General features: G+C 66.0%; 19 protein-coding genes and 1 tRNA gene. 11 read left to right on the top strand and 9 right to left on the bottom strand.

Going from position 1 to position 22173, the window contains the following annotated elements:
- Positions 1-64 precede the first annotated feature (64 nt).
- Both Herbaro_RS15995 and fabI read right to left on the bottom strand, forming a co-directional pair.
- Positions 65-1618 carry a DEAD/DEAH box helicase gene (locus tag Herbaro_RS15995; protein WP_275010605.1) on the bottom strand — a complete coding sequence of 518 codons (1554 nt, stop codon included), beginning with the start codon at positions 1616-1618 and terminating at the stop codon, positions 65-67.
- Between the two features lie 390 nt (positions 1619-2008).
- The gene (gene fabI, locus Herbaro_RS15990; protein WP_275010604.1) at positions 2009-2791 is read right to left on the bottom strand and encodes an enoyl-ACP reductase FabI; all 783 of its coding nucleotides are present in this window, start codon (positions 2789-2791) and stop codon (positions 2009-2011) included.
- Positions 2792-3098: 307 nt separating this feature from the next.
- On the opposite strand from fabI, the gene Herbaro_RS15985 reads away from it, so the two are divergent.
- From Herbaro_RS15985 to Herbaro_RS15970, 4 genes are all read left to right on the top strand, one after another.
- The gene (locus tag Herbaro_RS15985) at positions 3099-4907 is read left to right on the top strand and encodes an extracellular solute-binding protein (protein ID WP_275010603.1); all 1809 of its coding nucleotides are present in this window, start codon (positions 3099-3101) and stop codon (positions 4905-4907) included.
- 61 nt (positions 4908-4968) lie between these two features.
- Positions 4969-6039, top strand: a complete 1071-nt coding sequence (locus Herbaro_RS15980; protein WP_275010602.1) for a microcin C ABC transporter permease YejB — start codon at positions 4969-4971, stop codon at positions 6037-6039.
- Positions 6036-7100: an ABC transporter permease gene (locus Herbaro_RS15975; protein WP_275010601.1), complete on the top strand. Its 1065-nt coding sequence runs from the start codon at positions 6036-6038 to the stop codon at positions 7098-7100. The genes Herbaro_RS15980 and Herbaro_RS15975 overlap by 4 nt, the downstream gene beginning before the upstream one ends.
- Positions 7097-8722, top strand: a complete 1626-nt coding sequence (locus Herbaro_RS15970) for an ABC transporter ATP-binding protein (RefSeq protein WP_275010600.1) — start codon at positions 7097-7099, stop codon at positions 8720-8722. Before Herbaro_RS15975 ends, Herbaro_RS15970 begins: the two co-directional genes overlap by 4 nt.
- A 113-nt stretch (positions 8723-8835) precedes the next feature.
- Here Herbaro_RS15970 and Herbaro_RS15965 read toward each other — a convergent pair whose 3' ends face one another.
- A complete protein-coding gene (locus Herbaro_RS15965) occupies positions 8836-10371 on the bottom strand; it encodes a transglycosylase SLT domain-containing protein (protein WP_275010599.1) in 1536 nt (511 codons plus the stop codon).
- A 340-nt stretch (positions 10372-10711) separates the two neighbouring features.
- Entirely contained in the window at positions 10712-11554 is an 843-nt protein-coding gene (gene gloB / locus Herbaro_RS15960) for a hydroxyacylglutathione hydrolase (protein ID WP_275010598.1), read from the bottom strand.
- 16 nt (positions 11555-11570) lie between these two features.
- Here gloB and Herbaro_RS15955 point away from each other — a divergent pair, with 16 nt between their 5' ends.
- The 6 genes from Herbaro_RS15955 (at position 11571) to Herbaro_RS15930 (ending at position 15112) form a co-directional block, all read left to right on the top strand.
- Positions 11571-12338: a class I SAM-dependent methyltransferase gene (locus Herbaro_RS15955; RefSeq protein WP_275010597.1), complete on the top strand. Its 768-nt coding sequence runs from the start codon at positions 11571-11573 to the stop codon at positions 12336-12338.
- Positions 12339-12409: 71 nt separating this feature from the next.
- Complete coding sequence (gene rnhA, locus Herbaro_RS15950) at positions 12410-12844, top strand: ribonuclease HI (RefSeq protein WP_275010596.1); 435 nt, start codon at positions 12410-12412, stop codon at positions 12842-12844.
- A gap of 17 nt (positions 12845-12861) precedes the next feature.
- Positions 12862-13608: a DNA polymerase III subunit epsilon gene (dnaQ, locus tag Herbaro_RS15945; RefSeq protein ID WP_275010595.1), complete on the top strand. Its 747-nt coding sequence runs from the start codon at positions 12862-12864 to the stop codon at positions 13606-13608.
- A 130-nt stretch (positions 13609-13738) separates the two neighbouring features.
- A tRNA-Val gene (locus tag Herbaro_RS15940) sits at positions 13739-13813 on the top strand.
- Positions 13814-13958: 145 nt separating this feature from the next.
- The gene (locus tag Herbaro_RS15935) at positions 13959-14444 is read left to right on the top strand and encodes a helix-turn-helix transcriptional regulator (RefSeq protein WP_275010594.1); all 486 of its coding nucleotides are present in this window, start codon (positions 13959-13961) and stop codon (positions 14442-14444) included.
- A complete protein-coding gene (locus Herbaro_RS15930; protein ID WP_275010593.1) occupies positions 14444-15112 on the top strand; it encodes a nucleotidyl transferase AbiEii/AbiGii toxin family protein in 669 nt (222 codons plus the stop codon). Before Herbaro_RS15935 ends, Herbaro_RS15930 begins: the two co-directional genes overlap by 1 nt.
- A gap of 31 nt (positions 15113-15143) precedes the next feature.
- On the opposite strand, the gene Herbaro_RS15925 is transcribed toward Herbaro_RS15930, so the two are convergent.
- The 3 genes from Herbaro_RS15925 to Herbaro_RS15915 all read right to left on the bottom strand — a co-directional run bounded on the left by Herbaro_RS15925 (position 15144) and on the right by Herbaro_RS15915 (position 19096).
- The gene (locus Herbaro_RS15925) at positions 15144-16622 is read right to left on the bottom strand and encodes an aldehyde dehydrogenase (protein WP_275010592.1); all 1479 of its coding nucleotides are present in this window, start codon (positions 16620-16622) and stop codon (positions 15144-15146) included.
- A 23-nt stretch (positions 16623-16645) separates the two neighbouring features.
- Positions 16646-17566 (bottom strand): NAD(P)-dependent oxidoreductase, encoded by a 921-nt coding sequence (locus tag Herbaro_RS15920; RefSeq protein ID WP_275010591.1) that lies wholly within the window; start codon positions 17564-17566, stop codon positions 16646-16648.
- 99 nt (positions 17567-17665) lie between these two features.
- Entirely contained in the window at positions 17666-19096 is a 1431-nt protein-coding gene (locus Herbaro_RS15915) for an aldehyde dehydrogenase family protein (protein ID WP_275010590.1), read from the bottom strand.
- Positions 19097-19407: 311 nt separating this feature from the next.
- Between Herbaro_RS15915 and Herbaro_RS15910 the strand changes: the two genes are divergently transcribed.
- A complete protein-coding gene (locus Herbaro_RS15910) occupies positions 19408-20613 on the top strand; it encodes an ABC transporter substrate-binding protein (RefSeq protein ID WP_275010589.1) in 1206 nt (401 codons plus the stop codon).
- Positions 20614-21001: 388 nt separating this feature from the next.
- Here the strand turns inward: Herbaro_RS15910 and Herbaro_RS15905 are convergent, their stop codons facing one another.
- Together Herbaro_RS15905 and Herbaro_RS15900 are read right to left on the bottom strand one after the other, a co-directional pair.
- On the bottom strand, positions 21002-21595 hold the full coding sequence (locus tag Herbaro_RS15905; protein WP_275010588.1) for a thiamine pyrophosphate-dependent enzyme: 594 nt from the start codon (positions 21593-21595) through the stop codon (positions 21002-21004).
- The gene (locus Herbaro_RS15900; protein ID WP_275010587.1) at positions 21592-22143 is read right to left on the bottom strand and encodes a phosphonopyruvate decarboxylase; all 552 of its coding nucleotides are present in this window, start codon (positions 22141-22143) and stop codon (positions 21592-21594) included. The genes Herbaro_RS15905 and Herbaro_RS15900 overlap by 4 nt, the downstream gene beginning before the upstream one ends.
- Between the last annotated feature and the right edge of the window lie 30 nt (positions 22144-22173).

Raw genomic sequence — 22173 nt, 5'->3', positions numbered from 1 at the left:
CTTGCGCATCGCCATGAAAAAAACGCCCCTTTCGGAGCGTTTTGGGGATGCCTGAAACCGGAGATCAGCGATCGCCGTAGGAGCGGCGCGGGCCGTCGGCGCGGAAACCGCCGCCGTTGTTGCCCTTGTAGCCGCCGCCGCCTTCACGACGCGGGCCGCTGCCGGCCGGCTTGTTGCCGCCGAAGCTGCGGCCGTCGCGGTTGCCCGCATAGCCGCCGCCTTCGCGCTGGCCGCCGCCTTCACGGTGACCGCCTTCGCGTTGGCCGAAACCGCCTTCGCGGTTGCCGCCGAAGCCGCCTTCACGATGGCCATGGCCGCCTTCGCGGTTGCCGAAGCGCGGGCCGCTGTTGCTGCGGCCGTCGCCCGGACGCCAGTTGTTGGGCTTGCGCGGACCGCGCGGCGCTGCCGCCTTCTTCGGTTCGTAGCCTTCGACCACGTCGACCGGAATGCTTTGCTTGGTGAAGCGCTCGATGCGCTTGACGTGCATGCCTTCCGCGTGGTTCACCAGCGAGATCGCGATGCCCTTGCGGCCGGCGCGGCCGGTACGGCCGATACGGTGCACATAGTCTTCGGCGAACTTGGGCAGGTCGTAGTTGAACACGTGGGTGATGCCCGGCACGTCGATGCCGCGCGCGGCGACGTCGGTGGCCACCAGCATGCGGACCTGGCCGCGGCGCAGGCTGTTCAGGGTGCGGTTGCGCGCGCCCTGGTGCATGTCGCCGTGCAGTGCCGCGGCGGCGAAACCGGCGATGTTCAGGCGGTCGGCGATGGTGTCGGCGTCGCGCTTGGTGGCGGTGAAGATCACGGCCTGGTCGATGGTGGTGTCGCGCAGCAGGTGATCCAGCAGGCGGTTCTTGTGCGACAGGTCGTCGACGAAGTGCACGCGCTGCATGATGTTTTCATTGCGGGTCGACGAGCTGGCGATCTGGATGGTCAGCGGATTGTTGGTGATGCGCTTGGCCATGTTGCCGACGACGCCGTCCAGCGTGGCCGAGAACAGCATGGTCTGGCGCGTGGCCGGGGTGGCGGCGACGATCTTCTCGATGTCGTCGATGAAGCCCATGTCCAGCATGCGGTCGGCTTCGTCCAGCACCAGGATCTGCAGTTGCGAGAAATCGATCTTGCCCGATTCCATGTGGTCGATCAGGCGGCCCGGGGTTGCGACCAGGATTTCAGGGTTCTTCGACAGCAGTTGCATCTGCTTCGGGTAAGGCATGCCGCCCAGGATCGACACCACGCGCACGCGGCGCATGTAGGAGCCGTACTTGTCGGTGGCGGTGGTCACTTGCAGTGCCAGTTCGCGGGTCGGGGTCAGCACCAGCATCTTCGGCTGGGCCGGGGTGAAGCGCGGACGTTCGCCGCGGGCGCGGTTGGCCTGGCGTTCCTGGTTCGGGGTGCGTGCTGCTTGCGGCGCTTGCGGCAGTTCTGCCAGCTTGTGCAGCGACGGCAGCATGAAGGCGGCGGTCTTGCCCGAGCCGGTCTGCGAGGACACCAGCAGATCCTGGCCGCCGATGGCGGCGGGGATGGCTTGTTCCTGGACCGGGGTCGGGACGGTGTAGCCTGCTTCGGTCAGTGCTTTGATGATCGAAGGGTTCAGGCCAAGTGCTTCAAAAGTCATAATCTCTTTCGTGAATGTGAACGTCAGACACGATCCCGCAGACGAGCGCGAGCACGTCGGGCATCAAGGGCCTGAGCGAAAAAAAGCAACGCCAACCGACGAAATGACTATGAAAAATACAAAGAAATTTCGGCACAAAAGCTTTGCGCCGGGACGGCATCATCGAACGATGCCAGGGGCGGGGGGCTTTTACTGAAAACTTGTCTTGGTGACAGGTAAGGCTTGCGAAGCTGCTTGAGCGAGCTCGGCTGGAAAGATGCGTCTTTCACGCCCGATTCGCTTTGTACATCGGTTATTGCAATGCACAAAGCGAATCATACAGCAAAACATCGAATTAAGCATCATGCCAATTCGACAATCTGTGGCTTATTTGTGTTTTGACGGAACTGCTTACTCGGCAATGCCGCCCACTACGCGCGAGAAACCGCCATCCACATAGGTGATTTCGCCGGTGATGCCCGAGGCCAGGTCCGAGAGCAGGAAGGCCGAGGCGTTGCCGACATCTTCGATGGTCACATTGCGGCGCAGCGGCGCGGTAGCGGCGACGGCGCCCAGGATCTTGCCGAAGCCCTTGATGCCGCTGGCGGCCAGGGTCTTGATCGGGCCGGCCGACACGCCGTTTACGCGCACGCCCTTGGGGCCCAGCGCTTCGGCCAGGTAGCGCACCGAAGCTTCCAGCGAGGCCTTGGCCAGGCCCATGGTGTTGTAGTTGGGCACCACGCGCTCCGAACCCAGGTAGGTCAGGGTCAGCAGGGCGGCGTTGGGCGACAGCAGCGGCACGGCGGCCTTGGCCATGGCCGGGAAGCTGTAGGCCGAGATGTCGTGGGCGATCTTGAAGCCTTCGCGCGAGAAGCCTTCCAGGAAATCGCCGGCGATCGCCTCGCTGGGGGCGAAGCCGATGGCGTGCACCAGGCCGTCGAGCTGGCTCCAGGACTTGCCGAGGTCGGCGAACAGGGCATTGATCTGCTCGTCGCTGCCGACGTCGCAATCGAAGATCAGCTTGCTGCCGAACTCTTCAGCGAACTTGGTGATGCGATCCTTGAAGCGCTCGCCGACGTAGGTGAAGGCCAGTTCGGCGCCTTCGCGCTTGCATGCCTCGGCGATGCCGTAGGCGATGGAGCGGTTGGACAGCAAGCCGGTGATCAGGATTTTTTTGCCTTGCAGAAATGCCATGTTGACTCCGTATGGGTAGCGGCGCCGCAGGCGGGTCTGCCGACCCGCGCCGGCGCCTGGCTGGAACAGGCCAAGATTGTAGGGGCTAGCGCCGGGCGCGGCAACCTTTGCGCTGCGGGGGCGGCCCCGGTCCGGCTTTGCTTTCCCGGTTTTCTTACTTGTTTTAATTGCTTCCCTGTAATCGTCCATCTATTTACAATGCCCCGAACAAAATCGTTTCCAGTCCGGCCGGCGCGGGACGTACCTGCCGCCAGACAGGCGGCGCCGCAGACGAAACCAAGCCACCGAGAGCGCAGACAATCACCGCATGGTCAAAACCCTAACTTCCTGCCTGCTGGCCGCCATCCTGGCGCACGCCGTCCCCGCCGCCGCCGAGCACGCCTTCTCGCTGTACGACACGCCCAAGTATCCCGCCGGTTTCAGCCATTTCGACTATGTCAATCCGGACGCGCCCAAGCGCGGCACGCTCTACCTCGCCAACCCGGATCGCCGCACCAGCTTCGACAAGTTCAACCCGCTGTCGATGAAGGGCGTCTCGGCCGCCGGCATCGACGCGCTGATGTTCGAGACGCTGGCGGTGTCGTCCTCGGATGAGGTGGCCACCGTCTACGGCCTGCTGGCCGACGACATGAAGCTGGCGGCCGACCGCATGTCGATGACCTTCCACATCAATCCCAAGGCGCGCTTCAACAACGGCGACCGCGTTACGGCCGAAGACGTGAAGTATTCCTTCGACACCATCATGGCCAAGGGCGCGCCGCAGTTCCGCTCGGTGTTCGCCGACGTCAAGGGCTGCGTCGTGGTCGACGACGCCACCGTGCGCTTCGACTTCGCCAGCCTGAACCATGAGCTGCCGCTGATCGTGGGCAGCGTGCCGGTGTTCTCGAAGAAGTGGGCGCAGGGCACGCCGTTCGACCAGATCCAGCTGACGCCGCCCATCAGCACCGGCCCCTACGTGATCGAGAGCTACGACACCGGCCGCAGCATCACCTACAAGCGCAATCCCGACTACTGGGGGCGGGACGTGCCGGCGCGCCGCGGCATGTTCAACTTCCAGCGCATCGTCTACCGCTTCTACAAGGACGACCTGGCCCGCCTGGAGGCCTTCAAGGCCGGCGAGTTCGACGTGGTGGTGGAGTACAGCGCCAAGAACTGGGCGCGCAGCTACACCGGCCCGCAGTTCCGCGACGGCCGCATCATCAAGAAGGAGTTCAGGCACTCCAACGGCGCCGGCATGCAGGGCTTCGTGATGAACCTGCGGCGCGACCAGTTCAAGGATGCCCGCGTGCGCCAGGCGATCGGTCTGGCGCTGGACTACGAATGGATGAACCGCCAGCTGTTCTACAGCCAGTACACGCGCATCTACTCCTATTTCAACAACAGCCAGCTGGCCGCCACCGGCGCGCCCGAAGGCGATGAGCTGGCGCTGCTCAAGTCCATCCAGGCCAAGGGCGGCAAGCTGGATGCGGCGGTCTTCGGCCCCGCGCCGGTGCCGCCCAATACCAATCCGCCCGGTCCGCTGCGCGCCAACCTGAGGAAGGCGCGCGAGCTGCTGGCCCAGGCCGGCTGGGTCTACCGCGACGGCGCGGTGCGCAATGCGCAGGGCGTGGCGCTGTCGTTCGAAATCCTCGACGACCAGAGCGCGATGTCGCGCGTCATCAGCGTGTTCGCGCGCAACCTGCGCACGCTGGGCATCGACGTGGTCCAGCGCACCGCCGACTTCGCGCTGGTGGCCAAGCGCATGGAGGACTTCGACTTCGACATGACCAGCATCCGCTTCCCCGACACCAGCAGTCCCGGCAACGAGCTGTTCGACATGTTCGGCTCCAAGGCGGCCGACGAGAAGGGCTCCAACAACGTCTGGGGGCTGAAGGATCCGGTGGTCGACCAACTGGTCCAGACCGTGGTTGCGGCCGACACCCGCGCCCGGCTGACCGCCGCGGCGCGCGCGCTGGACCGGGTGCTGCTGCACAAGTACATCGTGGTGCCGCACTGGTATTCGTCGACCCACCGCATCGCCTACCAGAACCGCTTCGGCATTCCCCCGGTGGCGCCGCTGTATTACCAGGCCGACCCGTACGTGATCGCCTCCTGGTGGGAAGAGAAGGCGCGATGAGAACCGACAACCGCAGGCAACACCCCGGCCGCGCCGGGCTTGAACGAGGATGGCCGCAGGCATGAACATCTGGACCTACATACTGAAGCGGGTGCTGCTGATGGCGCCCACGCTGTTCGGCGTCATCGCCATCACCTTTGCCGTGATCCAGTTCGTGCCCGGCGGGCCGGTGGAGCAGGCCATGCTGGAGATGAAGGGGCGCGGCGGCGGCGGTGAAGCCTCCGGCGGCGGCGCCGCCACGGGCGCCTCGGCCTATCGCGGGCGCCAGGGCATCGACGAGCAGCGCATCGAGGAGATCAGGAAGCTGTACGGCTTCGACAAGCCGCCGGCCGAACGATTCTGGGGCATGTTGAAGGGCTTCCTCACCTTCGACCTCGGCAAGAGCTTCTACCATCACGGCGACGTCTGGGAGCTGGTGAAGTCCAAGCTGCCGGTGTCGATCAGCATCGGCCTGTGGACCTTCTTCCTGAGCTACCTGATATCGGTGCCCCTGGGCATCGCCAAGGCGGTGCGCGAGGGCAGCCGCTTCGACGGCTTCACCTCGGCGCTGGTGCTGGTGGGGTATTCGATTCCCGGCTTCGTGCTGGGCGTGTTCCTGCTGGTGGTGTTCGCCGGCGGCAGCTTCCTGCAATGGTTCCCGCTGCGCGGGCTGACCTCGGACAACTGGGCCAGCCTGTCGCTGGCGGGCAAGGTGACCGACTACCTGTGGCACATCACGCTGCCTGTTGCGGCCTCGGTGATCGGCGCCTTCGCCGTCATCACCATGCTGACCCGCAATACCTTCCTCGAAGAGATCCGCAAGCAGTACGTGCTGACCGCGCGCGCCAAGGGCCTGTCGGAGCGCAAGGTGCTGTACAAGCATGTGTTCCGCAACGCGTTGATCCCGCTGGTGACCGGCTTCCCGGCCGCCTTCATCGCCTCCTTCTTCGCCGGCAGCCTGCTGATCGAGACGCTGTTCTCGCTGGACGGCATGGGCCTGTTGGCCTACGAGTCGGCGATCCGGCGCGACTATCCGGTGGTGATGGGCACGCTGTATCTCTTTACCCTGATCGGTCTGGTGGTGAAGCTGCTGGGCGACCTCTGCTACGTGTGGGCCGACCCGCGCGTCCAATTCGAAAGCCTGGACCAATGAGCACCCTGCCAACATCCGCCGCGCCGGCCGCCGTCGCGCCCTCCGTATCGCCGGGCCGGCGCATCTGGCTGCGCTTCCGCGCCGACCGGCAGGGCTTCTGGAGCCTGGTGGTCTTTTCCATCCTGTTCGTGCTGAGCCTGGGCGCCGAGCTGGTCTCCAACGATGAGCCGCTGGTGGCCAGCTATAAGGGACAGCTGATCTTCCCCATGCTGCGCGACTACTCCGACAAGAGCTTCGGCGGCGATTTCGATTCCCCGGCCGACTACCTCGATCCCTTCATCCGGGACCAGTTCGGGAAGGACGGCAACTGGGCCGTCTACCCGCCCAACCGCTACGGCTACGACACGCTGAACTACTTCGCCAGGGAACCCAATCCGGCCCCGCCTTCGGCCGACAACTGGCTGGGCACGGACGACCGCGGCCGCGACGTCTTCGCGCGCCTGCTGTACGGCTTTCGCGTCTCGGTGCTGTTCGGGCTGGCGCTGACCGCCATCGGCGTGGTGCTGGGCATCGCTGCCGGCGCCGTGCAGGGCTACTTCGCCGGGCGCACCGACCTGATCACGCAGCGCCTGCTGGAGATCTGGGGCTCGATGCCGGAGCTGTACCTGCTGATCATCTTCTCCTCCATCTTCCAGCCCAGCCTGGGCCTGCTGCTGGTGCTGCTGTCGCTGTTCGGCTGGATGGGTTTGTCGGACTACGTACGCGCCGATTTCCTGCGCAACCGCAACCTCGAATACGTGCAGGCAGCGCGCGCGCTGGGCCTGCCCGACCGCCTGATCATCTGGCGCCACATCCTGCCCAACAGCATGACCACGGTGGTGACCTTCCTGCCGTTCCGCATGAGCGCCGCGGTGCTGGCGCTGACCAGCCTGGACTTCCTCGGCCTGGGCGTGCCGCCGTCCACGCCCAGCCTGGGCGAGCTGCTGGCGCAAGGCAAGAACAACCTGGATGCGTGGTGGATCGCGCTGTCGACCTTCGTGGTGCTGACCGTGACCCTGCTGCTGCTGACCAATATCGGCAATGCCCTGCGCAACGCCCTGGACGTGCGGAGGAAAGCATGAGCGCGCAGAACGGCACGCCGCTGCTGGAGGTGCGCAACCTCACGATCCGCTTCGGCGCCGCCACGGTGGTCGACGACATCAGCTTCTCGATCGCCCCCGGCGAGAAGTTCGCGCTGGTGGGCGAGTCCGGCTCGGGAAAGTCGGTCAGTTCGCTGGCCGTGCTCAAGCTCAACCAGGACGCCCAATACGGCGGCAGCATCCTGCTCGACGGCGAGGACATCCTGCAAAAGAGCGAGCGCCGGATGCAGCAGGTGCGCGGCAACGACGTCGCGATGATCTTCCAGGAACCGATGACGGCCTTGAACCCGCTCTTCACCATCGGCAACCAGATCGCCGAGGTGCTGATGCGCCACGAAGGCATCAACGCCAGGCAGGCGGCGCTGCGCACCGTGGAGCTGCTGGCCAAGACCGGCATCCCCGAGCCGGCGCGGCGCGCGCAGGCCTATCCGCACGAGCTCTCCGGCGGCCAGCGCCAGCGCGCCATGATCGCCATGGCGCTGGCCTGCAAGCCCAGGCTGCTGATCGCCGACGAGCCGACCACCGCGCTCGACGTCACCATCCAGGTGCAGATCCTGGAGCTGCTCAACCAGCTGCAGCGTGACGAGAACATGGCGGTGCTGATCATCTCGCACGACCTCAACCTGGTGCGCCACTTTGCCGACCGCGTCGGCGTGATGGAGAAAGGCAAGCTGGTCGAGGCCGCCGCCACCGAGGAGCTGTTCGCCCACCCGCGCGAGCCTTACACCAGGAAGCTGCTGCAAAGCCGCCCCCAGCGCAGCGTGGAGCAGGTGGCGCCGCAGGCGCCGGTGGTGCTGCAGGCCGAAGGGCTGCGCTGCACTTACCAGATCAAGCAGGGCTGGTTCAGGAAGCGCCTGTTCCACGCCGTCGACGGCGTCGACCTGCAGCTGAGACGCGGCGAGACCCTGGGCATCGTGGGCGAGTCGGGGTCCGGCAAGTCCACGCTGGGCATGGCCTTGTTGCGCCTGTCGGGGGCCAGGGTGGAGGGCGCGATCCGTTTCGACGGCGTGCCCATCTCGCAGCGCGCCAGCCGTGAGCTGCGGCCGCTGCGTTCGCGCATGCAGGTGGTGTTCCAGGATCCCTTCGCCTCGCTGTCGCCGCGCCGCACGGTGGAGCAGATCGTCGGCGAGGGGTTGGCGTTGCATCATCCGGAGATGAGCGTGGAGCAGCAGCGCCGCGCCATTGCCGATGCGCTGGCCGAAGTCGGCCTGCCGGACTCGGTGCTGGGCCGCTATCCGCACGAATTCTCGGGCGGCCAGCGCCAGCGCATCGCGATTGCCCGCGCGCTGGTGCTGCAGCCGGAACTGCTGCTGCTGGACGAGCCGACCTCGGCGCTCGACGTCACCGTGCAGCAGCAGGTGCTGCAGCTGTTGTCCGAGCTGCAGCGCCGCCATGGCCTGGCCTATCTTTTCATCACGCACGACCTGGCCGTGGTGCGCGCCATGGCGCACCAGGTGCTGGTGATGAAGGATGGCAAGGTGCTGGAAAGCGGCGCCGCCGACGAAGTGATGCAGCGGCCGCAGCATGCCTATACGCAGCGCCTGCTGGCGGCGGCGTCCTATGCGGCCGCCGTGGAGGGCGTGGCCGGCGCCGGCGAGCCCTGATGCATCCGGCGCACCCATGAAAAAGCCCCGCAAAGTGCGGGGCTTTTTCGTTTTGCGGCAGTCGGGCTGCTCTGGTCTCCTCCGGTCCTCCGGATTTCCTTGCGGGCCGTTCGCTATTGCTTGCGGGCGCCGTTGCCCGAGGCCAGCGTGATCGGCTTGCCGGCGGCGACCTTGCGGGCCGGGGCCGGCGCCGCCTTGCGCACCGGCGCCTTGGCGGCAGCCACCTGGCGCCGCGCCGGCGCGGCATGGTGCACGGCGGCCACGCGGGTCGGCGCCGCAGCGTGCACGACATTGGGCACGTTCAATTGCAGGTTCTGGCCGGCGGCCAGGGTGTCGCGCTTCAGGCCATTCCACTCCTTGATCTGCGCCACGCTCACGCGATAGCGGCTGGCGATGCCGGCCAGGGTGTCGCGCTTGCCGGCCTTGACGAAGATGCGGCGGCTTTCCGGTACGTCCGGCGCGATGGCCAGGCGGGCGTTGTCTGCGATCTCGGGCGTCAGGTCGGTATCCAGCGAGGCGGTTTCCTCGCTCTTGGGCACCAGGATGGTCGAGCCCGCGCGCAGCACCATGCGCGGCGGGATCTGGTTGACGCTGCGGATCACCTCGGGCGTGGTGCCGAACTTGCTGGCGATGGTCTCGATGCGCTCGCGCGCGCTGGAGACGGTGTGCGCGGTCCAGGTCGAGAAGGCCTGGGTCCACTTGGTCATGTTGGTCTTGAACTTCTCGGCGTTCGATTCCGGCAGCAGGATCTTGGTGTCCTCGCCGCCGATGATCACCGGGCGGTTGAACTGCGGGTTGAGCGCGCGGAATTCATCCAGCGACAACTCGGCCAGCTGCGCGGCCACCTTGACGTCGATGTTGCGGGTCTTGCCGATGGTGACGAAGTAGGGCTGGTTGTCGACCTTGGGCAGGGCGATGTCGAAGGTCGACGGGCTGGCGATGATGTTCTTGACCGCCTGCAGCTTGGGCACGTAGTTGCGCGTCTCGTTGGGCATCTGCGCCGACAGCGTGTTGAAGTCGATCGGCAGGCCGGCCGCCAGGTTGCGGTTCACCGCGCGCTGCACCGAGCCTTCGCCCCAGTTGTAGGCCGCCAGCGCCAGCTGCCAGTCGCCGAACATGCCGTACAGCTTCTGCAGGTAGGTCAGCGCCGCATCGGTCGAGGCCAGCACGTCGCGGCGCTCGTCGGTGAACATGTTCTGCTTGAGGTTGTAGTCGCGCCCGGTGGAGGGGATGAACTGCCACATGCCGGCCGCCTTGGCGGTGGACAGCGCCTCAGGATTGAAGGCCGATTCGATGAAGGGCAGCAGCGCCAGCTCGGTCGGCATGCCGCGCTTCTCCAGCTCCTGCACCACGTGGAACAGGTAGCGCGAGGCGCGCGCGGTGGTGCGCTGGATATAGTCGGGGCGCGAGCTGTACCACTGGGTCTGGCTCTCCACCAGCGCATTGTCCAGGTCCGGAATGCCGAAGCCCTTGCGGATGCGCGTCCAGATGTCGATGTCGTTCATCCCGGGCAGCGCATTGCCGGCCAGTTCGGGATTGATCGCATTGAAGGGAGCGGGGTAGATCGAGATGTCGTTGGCTTGGGAGAGCAGCGGGGTGCCGGCGCAAAACAGAGCGGCAATAGCGAGTTTCTTCAATGTTCGCTGCATGAGGGCGATATCCTGTGCCAGAAAGTTTGCTGTCGGCGCTTCCGTCGCAGAGCTGTGCAGTAAGCTCGAAGCCTCCCGCCGGAGTGCGCTGTCATCGCAGGGATGGCACCGTTCGGCAGTCATGGCGGCAATGCAAGGTCGGAAGCTGCGGTGTTCCCCGGGAGCACGTATTGCTGTGAACGCCGGCGGGTAAAAATACGTAAAAGCGGCGCTTCAAACTGGGGAATTGAGCGAGTGTACGGAAGACCCTTTTCCGCAGTCAAGTAAAAAGTGGCCCCTGTTACAAAGCCAAGTCCTTGATTTGTTTGGAAATTGCCGCCAAACCGGCGCGATCTTCGCGCTATTTGTAGGTATTTTTCCATTCGCGCAGCGCCGCGAAGCTCTCAACTTCTCCTAACTGTGTCAAACGGCCGGCTTTCTGCAGCGATTGCACGATTTCTTTTTCGGTCGCGCGCAGGAAAGGATTGGTGTCGCGCTCCAGCGCGATGGTGGACGGCACGGTCGGTCGGCCGGCGTCGCGCTTGGCCTGTTCCTGCCGGATGCGGATAAGCAGCTCGGCATTGCCGGGCTCGACGGCGGCGGCGAATTTCAGGTTGGACATGGTGTATTCATGGGCGCAGTAGACCCGGGTGGCGCCGGGCAGGCTTGCCAGTTTGGCAAGCGACGCCACCATCTGCGCCGGCGTTCCCTCGAACACCCGGCCGCAGCCGCCGGCGAACAGTGTGTCGCCGCAGAACAGCAGCGACTCTGCGGGCGCGTGATAGGCGATATGCCCCAGCGTATGCCCGGGCACCTCGATGACCGACAGGCTCAACCCCAGCTGCGGCAGTTCGACCTGCTCGCCCTCGCGCAGCGGCCGGGTCATGCCGGCGATCTTGTCCTGCTCGCGCGCCGGGCCGTAGACCGGAATGGACGGAAACTGCGCGCTCGCCGCGCGCGACGCCAGTTCCACCACGCCGCCGACATGGTCAGCATGGTGATGAGTCAGTAGAATAGCGGCCAGCGCAAGGCCGTTCGCTTGCAGCGCCGCCAACACCGGCGCGGCGTCGCCCGGATCGACCACGGCCGCATGGCGGCCGTTGTGGATCAGCCAGAGATAATTGTCGCTGAAGGCCGGAACGGCCAGGACCTCCAATGAAGTCGTTTGATCCGGTGTGGCTGGCGCGGCTGGCTGTTCGGTCATGGGCTAGAAAGAATAGATGGTTGAAACTGCGGAAATTATAGACCTCGCCGCCTGGTTGCAGACGCCGACCGGCGCTTACCTGCGCGCCTGGGAGCAGCGCCACCTCAATGCGCTCACGGCCGATATCTTCGGCTTCAACGCCGTGCAGATCGGCTCGCCGCAGATCCACGCGCTGGCCGCCAACCGCATGCCCTACCGCTGGCTGACCGACAACGCGATGCCGGCCGAGAGCCAGTCCGAGCTGGAGATCCCGCAGGTGGTCACGCACGACTTCTGCGAGCTGCCCTTCGCCAGCCAGAGCCTGGACCTGGTGGTGCTGCCGCACGTGCTGGAGTTCGCCGCCGAGCCGCACCAGGTGCTGCGCGAGGTCGAGCGCGTGCTGATCCCGGAAGGGCAGGTCATCATCTGCGGCTTCAATCCCAGCAGCCTGTGGGGCATGCGCCAGGCCGCCGGCCGCCTGACCGGCGCGCACTTCCTGCCGCGCGACGGCGAGTTCATCCGCCTGCCGCGCCTCAAGGACTGGCTCAAGCTGCTCAACATGGAGGTCAACCGCGGCCACTTCGGCTGCTATGCGCCGCCCTGCCAGACCGAGCAGTGGCTGGAGCGCTTCGGCTTCATGGAAAAGGCCGGCGACCGCTGGTGGCCTTACTTCGGCGCGGTCTACATCGTGCAGGCGATCAAGCGCGTGCCCGGCATGCGCCTGATCGGCCCGGCGCTGGCCCGGCAGAAGGTCAAGGCGCCGCGCGGCGTGCCGGCCACCAACCGCATCCACAAGTCGGAATGAACGACCGGCGGCCGGATCGGTTATGATCGCGGCCCCGAAACAATCCCGCATCGGGCAAGAGACAAGAGAGCATGGACAAAGTAGAGATTTATTCGGACGGCGCCTGCAAGGGCAATCCCGGCCTCGGCGGCTGGGGCGCACTGATGGTGGCCGGCGGCCAGGAGAAGGAAATCTTCGGCGGCGAGCGCAACACCACCAACAACCGCATGGAGCTGATGGCGGTGATCCAGGCGCTCAATGCCCTGAAGCGCCCCTGCGACGTGGTGGTCCACACCGACAGCCAATATGTGCAGAAGGGCATCAGCGAGTGGATCCACGGCTGGAAGGCGCGCGGCTGGAAGACCGCCAGCAAGGAGCCGGTCAAGAACGCCGACCTGTGGCAGGCGCTGGACGCCGCCCAGCAGCAGCACACCGTGGAATGGCGCTGGGTGCGCGGCCACAACGGCCATCCCGGCAACGAACGCGCCGACCAACTGGCCAACCGCGGCGTGGACAGCATCAAGTAACGTAACCAGGAGCCGCAATGCGCCAGATCATTCTCGATACCGAAACCACCGGCCTGTCGCCGCGCGCCGGCAACCGCATCCTGGAAATCGGCTGCGTCGAAATGCTGAACCGCCAGCTCTCGGGCAATAACCTGCACTTCTACATCAACCCCGAGCGCGAGTCCGAAGAGGGCGCGCTGGCGGTGCACGGCCTGACCACCGAGTTCCTGGCCGACAAGCCGGTCTTCTCCAAGATCGCACCGGAGTTCCTCGACTACGTGCGCGGTGCGCAGATCATCATCCACAACGCCCCCTTCGACGTCGGCTTCCTCGACGCCGAGCTGGCGCTCTTGGGCCTGCCGCCGTTCAGGGAGCACGTCGAGGAAGTGGTCGACTCGCTGCAGATGGCCAAGGAAATCCACCCCGGCCGCCGCAACTCGCTGGACGCCCTGTGCGACCGCTACGGCATCTCCAACGCCCACCGCACCCTGCACGGCGGCTTGCTGGATGCGGCGCTGCTGGCCGAGGTCTACCTCGCCATGACGCGCGGCCAGAACTCGCTGACCATGGACCTGGCCGGCGCCGAAGACGACAATGCCGGCGGCGGCGCGATGGAACTGGCGCCGCTGGCCGAGGTGATCGTGGTGGCCGCCGGCGAAGACGATATCGCCCTGCACGAGGACGTGCTCAACCAGCTCGACAAGGAAGTGCGCGGCAGCTGCGTATGGCGCTTCGAACCGCCGCCGCCGGAAGCCGACGCGGCCGCGGCAGCGCCGCCGGCCTGATCCTTGTGGCCGGCCAGCCGCGTGCCGGATAAAAAAATCAGCAATTATTTATACCGGGCTTGCCGAAGTCGAAATTTATTGGCATAATCTCGCTTCTCGATTGGCAAGCAACAAAAAACGCCGGTCAAATGGAAGGTTAGCTCAGTGGTAGAGCACTGCATTCACACTGCAGGGGTCGCAAGTTCAAACCTTGCACTTTCCACCAGATTCAAGAAAAAAGCCGACTTCAAGTCGGCTTTTTTCATTTCCCCCGCAAGAACCTTTTTAATTCGCCAATTTTCCGCCGGCGACTTGAATTTTGCTTCTTGTCCGCCATAATGGTGTTAAACATATTTAACACGGCGGCCATCGTGAACCTCATCGAAATCGGCTCGCAAGCCAAGGCGGCAAGGCAGGCGCTGGAGTTGACCCAGGGGCAGCTGGCACGCCTTTCGGGGCTATCGCGGACCACCATCAATCATCTGGAAAACGGCGTCCTGAAAGATCTCGGCAGCGCCAAGCTGATCGCGCTGCTGGCGCTGCTGGGCATGCGGCTCGATGCCTTGCCGCGCTCCGAAACCCGTGGCGGCAAGGCTCTGGAGATCGCCGCGCGCAGCGCCGGGACAAGCTATGGTCAGGCCATGTCGGCTCTCGCATTGAAGAAGATCTTCGGTTCAGGCGTCGCACCGCCGGAGTTCCGGCCTCACATCGCCACCCTGCTGGACGAAGCGCCGCTGCCGCTGGTCATCAGGGCCATCCGTGAAGCCTCGGTCGACAGCGGCATGCCCATGCAGCAGGTCATGGGGCATGTGGCGGATCTGGCGCGGCAGCTGCAGGTGCAGCGAGAGGTCTGGTAATGCGCGACCTGAAAATATGGGAACGCTTGTTCCGGCAAGCGCTGCGGCTGGTGGGCGAAATCGAGACCCACGGCACGCGCCACCTGCATTGGACCTTCGGCGGGGGCACGGTACTGATGCGCCGCCACTCACACCGTTTCAGCAAGGACATCGATATCTTCGTGCCCGATCCCCAGGCACTCAACTACATCAATCCGCGCCTCAGCGATGTGGCTGAAGGGATCACGGGCCAATACGAAGAATCCAATGACTACGTCAAGCTGTACTTGCCGGAAGGGGAGATCGACTTCGTCGCATCGCCCAACCTGACCGCGACGCCCTACGTGGAAGAGGAAATCGAAGGTCGGATAGTCAAGGTGGAAACCTCGGCCGAAATCATCGCCAAGAAATTCTTTCATCGGGGACACAGGCTCGCGGCGCGCGACGTATTCGATTTTGCCCTGGTCGCCGAGCGCGAACCGGAGCAGCTTGAAGCGGCCGCGCCGTTCCTGCTGCGACATTTCGATGCGATATGCCTGCGCTTGTCCGATGACGCGCCCATCGTGCGGGAGCAGTTCGACGCCATCGACAGGCTGGACTATTCGCCCAGCTTCGACCATGCGCGCCGACTGGTGCTGGAGCGGCTGCAGCGCTTTGCCGATCTGGAACGGAAGAGCGGCGACGCCTGATCTCCGATACGCAAGTCGCCACCGCGGAACCTCACCGCATCGTAAATGGATTCCCCGTCTTGGCCCCCGTATTGATCCACACGCTCTTCACCTGCAGGTACTCGTGGATCGCGTCCATGCCGTTTTCCCGCCCCAGTCCCGAATCCTTGTAGCCGCCGAAGGGCGACATGTAGCTCACCGCGCGGTAGGTGTTGACCCAGACCGTGCCGGACTGGATGCGCGCCGGCATGCGGAAGGCGCGGCCGATGTCGCCGGTCCAGACGCCTGCGCCCAGGCCGTAGGGCGAGTCGTTGGCGATGGCCACCGCCTCGTCCTCGTCCTTGAACCTGATCACCGACAGCACCGGGCCGAAGACTTCTTCCTGCGCGATGCGCATCTTGTTGTCCACGTCGGCGAAGATGGTCGGCTCGATGAACCAGCCGCGGCCGCACTCGGGACGCTGGGCCGGGGCGCCGCCCATCACCAGGCGCGCGCCGTCCTGTTTGGCGACGTCGATGTAGCCCAGCACCTTGTCGTACTGCTGGCGCGTGGTAACCGGGCCGACCTGGGTGCCGGCGTCCAGCGGATCGCCCATGCGCGCGGTGCGGGCCAGGGCCGTCAGTTTCTCCAGGAAGGCGTCGTGGATCTCGTCCTGCAGCAGCAGGCGCGAGCCGGCGATGCAGGTCTGGCCGGTGGCCGCGAAGATGCCCGAGACCGCGCCGTTGACCGCGTCGTCCAGGTTGGCGTCGGCGAACACGATGTTGGGCGACTTGCCGCCCAGCTCCAGGCTCACGCGCTTGAACTGGCCGGCGGCGGCGCGGTTGATGGCGCGCCCGGTGGCGTCGCTGCCGGTGAAGCTGATCTTGCGCACCAGCGGATGCTCCACCAGCGGCGTGCCGACGTCACGGCCCAGGCCGGTGACGACGTTCACCACACCCGGCGGGAAGCCCGCCTCCTCGAACAGCCTGACGAACTCCAGCGTCGAGGCCGAGGTGAATTCCGACGGCTTCAGCACCACCGTGCAGCCGGCCGCCAGCGCCGGCGCGATCTTCCAGGCGGTCAGCAGCAGCGGCGAGTTCCACGGCGTGATGGCCGCCACCACGCCCAGCGGTTCATGGCGCGTGAAGTTGAAGTAGTCCTGCTTGTCCAGCGGGATCACCGCGCCCTGGATCTTGTCGGCCAGGCCGCCGAAGTAGTGGAACCACTGCGGGATGTAGTTGAGCTGGCCGCGCATCTCGGCGATCAGCTTGCCGTTGTCGCGCACTTCGGTCTCGGCCAGTTTCCCGGCGTCGCGCGCGATCAGGTCGCCCAGCCGGCGCAGCAGGGCGCCGCGCTGGCTGTGGCTCAGCGCCGGCCACGGGCCGCTGGTGAAGGCGCGGTGCGCGGCCTGCACCGCGCGCTCGACGTCCTCGGCCGTGCCGGCGGCGACCTGGGCCCACACCTCGCCGGTGAAGGGGTTCCAGGTATCGAACCAGTGGCCGCCGGCGGCGTCGCTGAAGCGGCCGTCGATGAAGAGTTGGTAACGCTGCACGCTGTTCTCCTTGCGCTATTGGCTTATTGCTTCAGGCGCGGCTTCTCGGTGTTGGAGAGGTCGCACAGCACGTCCACCATCGCCGAGAAATCGTTGCCGCCGAAGCCGCGCGCACGCGCGGTGCTGAAGGCCTCCTTGGCGGCCGCTCCGATCGGCATGGGCGACTTGGCGGTGTTGGCGGCGTTGACGATCAGGGTCAGGTCCTTGTGCGCCAGGTCGATGGTGAAGCCGGGGGCGATGTCGCCCTTCAAGACCTTGTCCGGCCATGCGATCTTGAGCTGGCCGTTGGTGGCAGTGGTGCCGTACAGCACTTCCAGCGTCTTCTCCAGCGACAGGCCGAAGCGCTGCGACAGCGTCAGCGCCTCGGCGTTGAGCTGGCAGGACACCACCGCCAGGTAATTGTTGACCAGCTTGGTGCGGGTGCCGGCGCCGACCTCGCCGCAGTGATGGATGGTCGAGCCCATGGCCTGCAGCAGCGGCAGCACGCGCTGGAAATCGGCCTCGGCGCCGCCCACCATGAACAGCGACTCGCCGCGGTCGGCGTGGCTGGCCAGGCGGCCCACCGGCGCGTCGACGAAGGACTTGCCCTGCGCCAGCGCGGCGGCCGCCAGGCGGTCGGTCACTTCCGGTTCCACCGTGCTCATGTCCATCACCAGCGCGCCGCGGGCGATATTGGCCAGCACGCCGTCGGCGCCGCCCACCACCGCGTCGACGATGGCCGAGTTGGGCAGCATGGTGACTACGATGTCGCAGCGGCGCGCGGCCTCGGCCACGCTGGAGGCCGGCTGCGCGCCCAGCTTGACCAGCGCCGCCACGGCCTCCTTGTTGAGGTCGTGGACCACCAGCGCGAAGCCTTTGCGCTGCAGGTTGGACGCCATGCCCAGGCCCATGCGGCCCAGTCCGATGAAACCGATCTTGGGGGAAGATTGCTGATTCATGTTCATGTCTCCTGAATATTGTTGTCTTGTCCGGCGCGGCCGCCGCGTGCCGACTATGTCACAGTCGCGCTGTCCTTGCCGGCGCGCGGCGGCTCTCCCCGGCGCTCACACGCTGAGGTAGGACGTCTTCACGATGGTGTAGAAGTCGATGGCGTAGGTGCCTTGCTCGCGCGGCCCGTAGCTCGACCCCTTGCGGCCGCCGAAGGGGACGTGGTAGTCCAGCCCGGCGGTGGCCAGGTTGAGCATGGTCAGGCCGGCTTCGGCATGCTGCTGGAAATGGCGCGCGTGCTTCTGCGAGGTGGTGCAGATGCCGGCGGAAAGGCCGAAGTCGGTGTCGTTGGCCACCGCCAGCGCCTGGTCGTAGTCCTTCACGCGGATCACGGATGCCACCGGGCCGAACACCTCCTCGCGGTTGATGCGCATCTGGTTGTGGGTCTCGGTGAACAGCGTGGAGGAGAGGAAATGCCCCGGCGTCTCGCGCTTGAGCAGCTCGCCCTTCACGCGCACCTGCGCGCCTTCGTTGATGGCGATGTCGACGTAGCGCAGATCCTGGTCCAGCTGGCGGCGATCCACCACCGGGCCGACCTGGGTGCCGGCCTTGAGCGCCGGGCCGATGTTGATCTGGCCCAGCCTGGCGGCCAGCGCATCGACGAAGCGGTCGTGGATGCCCTCGGTCACCACCAGCCGGCTGGAGGCTGTGCAGCGCTGGCCGGTCTGGAAGAAGGAACCGTCCAGCGCGCAGGCCACTGCCACGTCCAGGTTGGCGTCGTCCAGCACCACCAGCGGGTTCTTGCCGCCCATCTCGGCCTGCACGCGGATCATGCGTTCGGTGGCGCGCTGCACGATCTGGCGGCCGGTCTTGACCGAGCCGGTGAAGGTGACCGCGTCCACGCCGGCCAGCAGGGCATCGCCCACCACCGCGCCGGCGCCGTGCACCAGGTTGAACACGCCGGCCGGCACGCCGGCGCGGTGGATGATGTCGGCCAGCGCATGCGCGGTGCCGGGCGTCAGCTCCGAGGGCTTGAACACCACCGTGTTGCCGAAGGCCAGCGCCGGGGCGATCTTCCAGGCGGGAATGGCGATCGGGAAATTCCACGGCGTGATGATGCCGATCACGCCCACCGGATCGCGCGTGACCTCGACGTCGATGCCGGGGCGCACCGAGGCCAGCTTCTCGCCGCGGATGCGCACCACTTCGCTGGCGAAGAAGCGGAAGATGTTGGCCGCGCGGCCGACCTCGCCGACCGCCTCGGCGCGGGTCTTGCCTTCCTCGCGCGCCAGCAGCTCGCCCAGTTCATCCTTGCGGGCGAACAGCTCGTTGGCGATCGCCGAGAGCAGGTCCGAGCGCAGCTGCGAGGTGCCGGCGTTCCACTTGGGCAGCGCCGCGCGCGCCGCGGCGACGGCGTCGGCCACCTGCCGCGCGCTGGCGTGGCTGGCCTGGCCGATGATGTCGCCGGTGTCGGAAGGATTGATGTTGTCTGCCTCGCTGACGCCGGCTACCCATTCGCCGGCGATCAGGTTCTTGTATTGCGTCATCGGGATTCCTTGCACAGTGTGAAGACGGAACCGCAGCATTGCATGCGGCCGGCGGCAGCGTCCAATACCGCTTTCTGATCAGGCCATCACGTTTGCGCATGCCAGCGCAGGCCTGTTGCGGCCTGGGTTTGCTGCGACGCAAACACATCCATAGCAAAGTGCAATGGCGTCATCACAAGCTAACATTGGACGCTCCGGACGGCCGCGGGCTAAGGTCTGTCTCGACCGCAATCGGACCGTCGACGGATTGGGGATTTCGGCAGGCGCGACGGCTCAGGCGGCACCAGACCACAAAAATCAACGGAGACGACATGAACCTGAGACTGACCACCCTGGCCGGCGCGCTCGCGGCCGCGCTGTCGCTGGCCGCACCCGGACCGGCTGCCGCCGCCGGCGACACCATCCGCATCGGCTTCATCACCGACATGTCCGGCGTCTACGCCGACCTCGACGGCCCCGGCGGCGTGGAGGCCATCAAGATGGCGATTGCCGACGCCGGCGGCAGCGTCAACGGCAAGAAGATCGAGCTGACCGTGGTGGACCACCAGAACAAGGCCGACATCGCCGCCAGCCGGGCGCGCGAGTGGTACGACGCCGGCTACGACGTGGTGATCGGCGGCACCAATTCGTCGGCGGCGCTGGCCATCGCCAAGATCGCCGCCGAGAAGAAGCGGGTGTTCCTCTCACCGGGCAGCGGCACCACCCGCCTGACCAACGAGGAGTGCAATCCCTACACCGTGCAGTACAGCTACGACACCCTGTCGGTGGCGCGCGGCACCGGCACGGCGATGGTCAAGCAGGGCTACAAGAGCTGGTACTTCCTGACCGCGGATGTGGCCTTCGGCAACTCGCTGGAGAAGGACACCGCCGACACCGTCAAGGCCAACGGCGGCACCGTGCTGGGCGCGGTCAAGCATCCGCTGGGCGCGTCCGACTTCTCGTCCTTCCTGCTGCAGGCGCAGTCGTCCAAGGCGCAGGTGCTGGGGTTGTCCACCGGCGGCACCGACCTGGTCAACGCCATCAAGGGCGCGGCCGAGTTCAACGTCACCAAGAACATGAAGCTGGCCGGCATCCTGATGTTCATCAACGACATCCACGCGCTGGGCCTGCAGCTCTCGCAAGGCCTGTACTTCACCGACGGTTTCTACTGGGACCGCACGGAGGAGTCGCGCGCCTTCTCCAAGCGCTTCTTCGCCAAGACCAAGCGCATGCCCAGCTCGCTGCAGGCCGGCGACGCCTCGGTCACCGCGACCTGGCTGGCGGCGGTGAAGGCCACCGGCGGCACCGACGCCGACCGCGTGATGGACTACCTGCGGGCCAACAAGATCAACGACTTCTTCGCCACCAACGGCGTGATCCGCCCGGACGGGCGCATGGTGCACGACATGTACCTGATGCAGGTGAAGGCGCCGGCCGACTCCAAGTATCCCTGGGACTACGCGCGCATCGTGCAGACGATTCCGGGCGATCAGGCTTACATGAGCAAGGCGGAGTCGAAGTGCCAGTATTGGAAGTGAGCTGAATCCTTGCCGGCGAGCCGCCCGCATTCCGGAAGGATGCGGGCTTTTTCGTTTGCTGCGTAGGGCCCAGGCCAATGAGGCGCGACGAACGTCACCGGGTCCCTGCTTTCGCAGGGACGACAGATTTCCTCCATTTCCACCTCCGTCGCTCCTGCGGAAGCAGGAGCCCAGCGTCGTTCAGCGGACATCGCAGCACAACAAATGTCACCGGGTCCCTGCTTTCGCAGGGGCGAAGCGTAGGGGAGGGACTCGAACAAGCGAGGGTTACGGTTTTCTCCTTCCTGTCGTCCCCGCGAAAGCGGGGATCCAGTGTCGTCGCCGTTCGCCATCCATCCGCAGAACAAAAAAAGCCCGCCGGAAGGCGGGCTCGAAAGGCCGGGCGGGCTTACATGGGCGCCAGTCCCAGCACAGCACGAAAGCGATTCTTCACATACACGCCATCGCGCGGCGGCAGTGCGCGCGGCAGTTCGTCCGGCAGCACCTTGACGGTGGCCAGCAGCGGGCCCGAGGCGGCGGCGATCTTCTGGAACAAGGCGCCGGCGTCTTCGGTCGAGCCCACGCGCACGGTCTGGCCGATGCCGCAGCCGGCGGCCACCGTCGCCAGGTCGGTGCCCAGGCTGGTGTGGCTGCGCTGCATGCCGGTCTCGCCGAAGTGGCCGTTGTCCAGCACCACCACGTTCAGGTTGGCGGGCTGCTGCGCGCCGATGGTGGCCAGCGCGCCGATGCCCATCAACTGCTCGCCGTCGCCGGTCACCACGATCACGGTGCGGTCGGGCTGGGCGATGGCGATGCCCAGGCCGACCGCGGCGGCGCCGCCCATGGCGCCCCACAGGTAGAAGTTCTCGTCGCGGTCGCCGGCGGCGTACAGGTCGTAGGAGGAAGAGCCCAGGCCGGTCACCACCAGCGCCTTGGGGAACGCCTCCACCAGTTGGCGCACGAAGGCGCGGCGGTCGATGCCGTTGTGTTGTGCCGAGCTCATTTGCCTGCCTCCCATTTCTTCTTGCCGATCAATTTCTGCCCAAGCAGAACGCACACCGCCTCGCCGCCTTCGAAGGCGGCCGCGAAGCCGGCCTCCACCGTGGCGGCTACGTCTTCCGGACGGTCGGCGCGCAGCACGGTGATGCCCATCAGCTCGATGGCCTGTTGGGTGGCCTTGCCCATGGGCGACTGCCACTGGTTGAACTCGGCCCATTCGCCGCGCATGGTGACGATGGAGAGGAAGGGAAAGCGGCAGTTGGCGATCAGCGAGAACATGTTGATGCAATTGCCCACGCCGCTGCTCTGCATCAGCAGCGCCGCGCGCTGGCCGCCCAGCCAGGCGCCGCAGACGGTGGCCACGCCTTCCTCTTCGGTGGTAAGCACGATGCCGCGCATCTCGGGATCGGCGTGCACGCGGCGGATCACGTGCGAGTGGCCGGCGTCGGGCACGTAGGCGACCTGCTTGACGCCGCCTTGCTTGAGGATGGAAAAGATCTCTTCGCGCCAGTCTTCCGATGCATCCGGCGCGATGCCTGTCTTGGTATTCATGGAATGGTTATCCCCGGTCTCTGTACTGGA

This window comes from Herbaspirillum sp. WKF16 (assembly GCF_028993615.1).
GTDB lineage: Bacteria > Pseudomonadota > Gammaproteobacteria > Burkholderiales > Burkholderiaceae_D > Herbaspirillum.
Note: the sequence above shows the minus strand (reverse complement) of the source record. Positions and strands in the feature narration are given on the sequence as shown.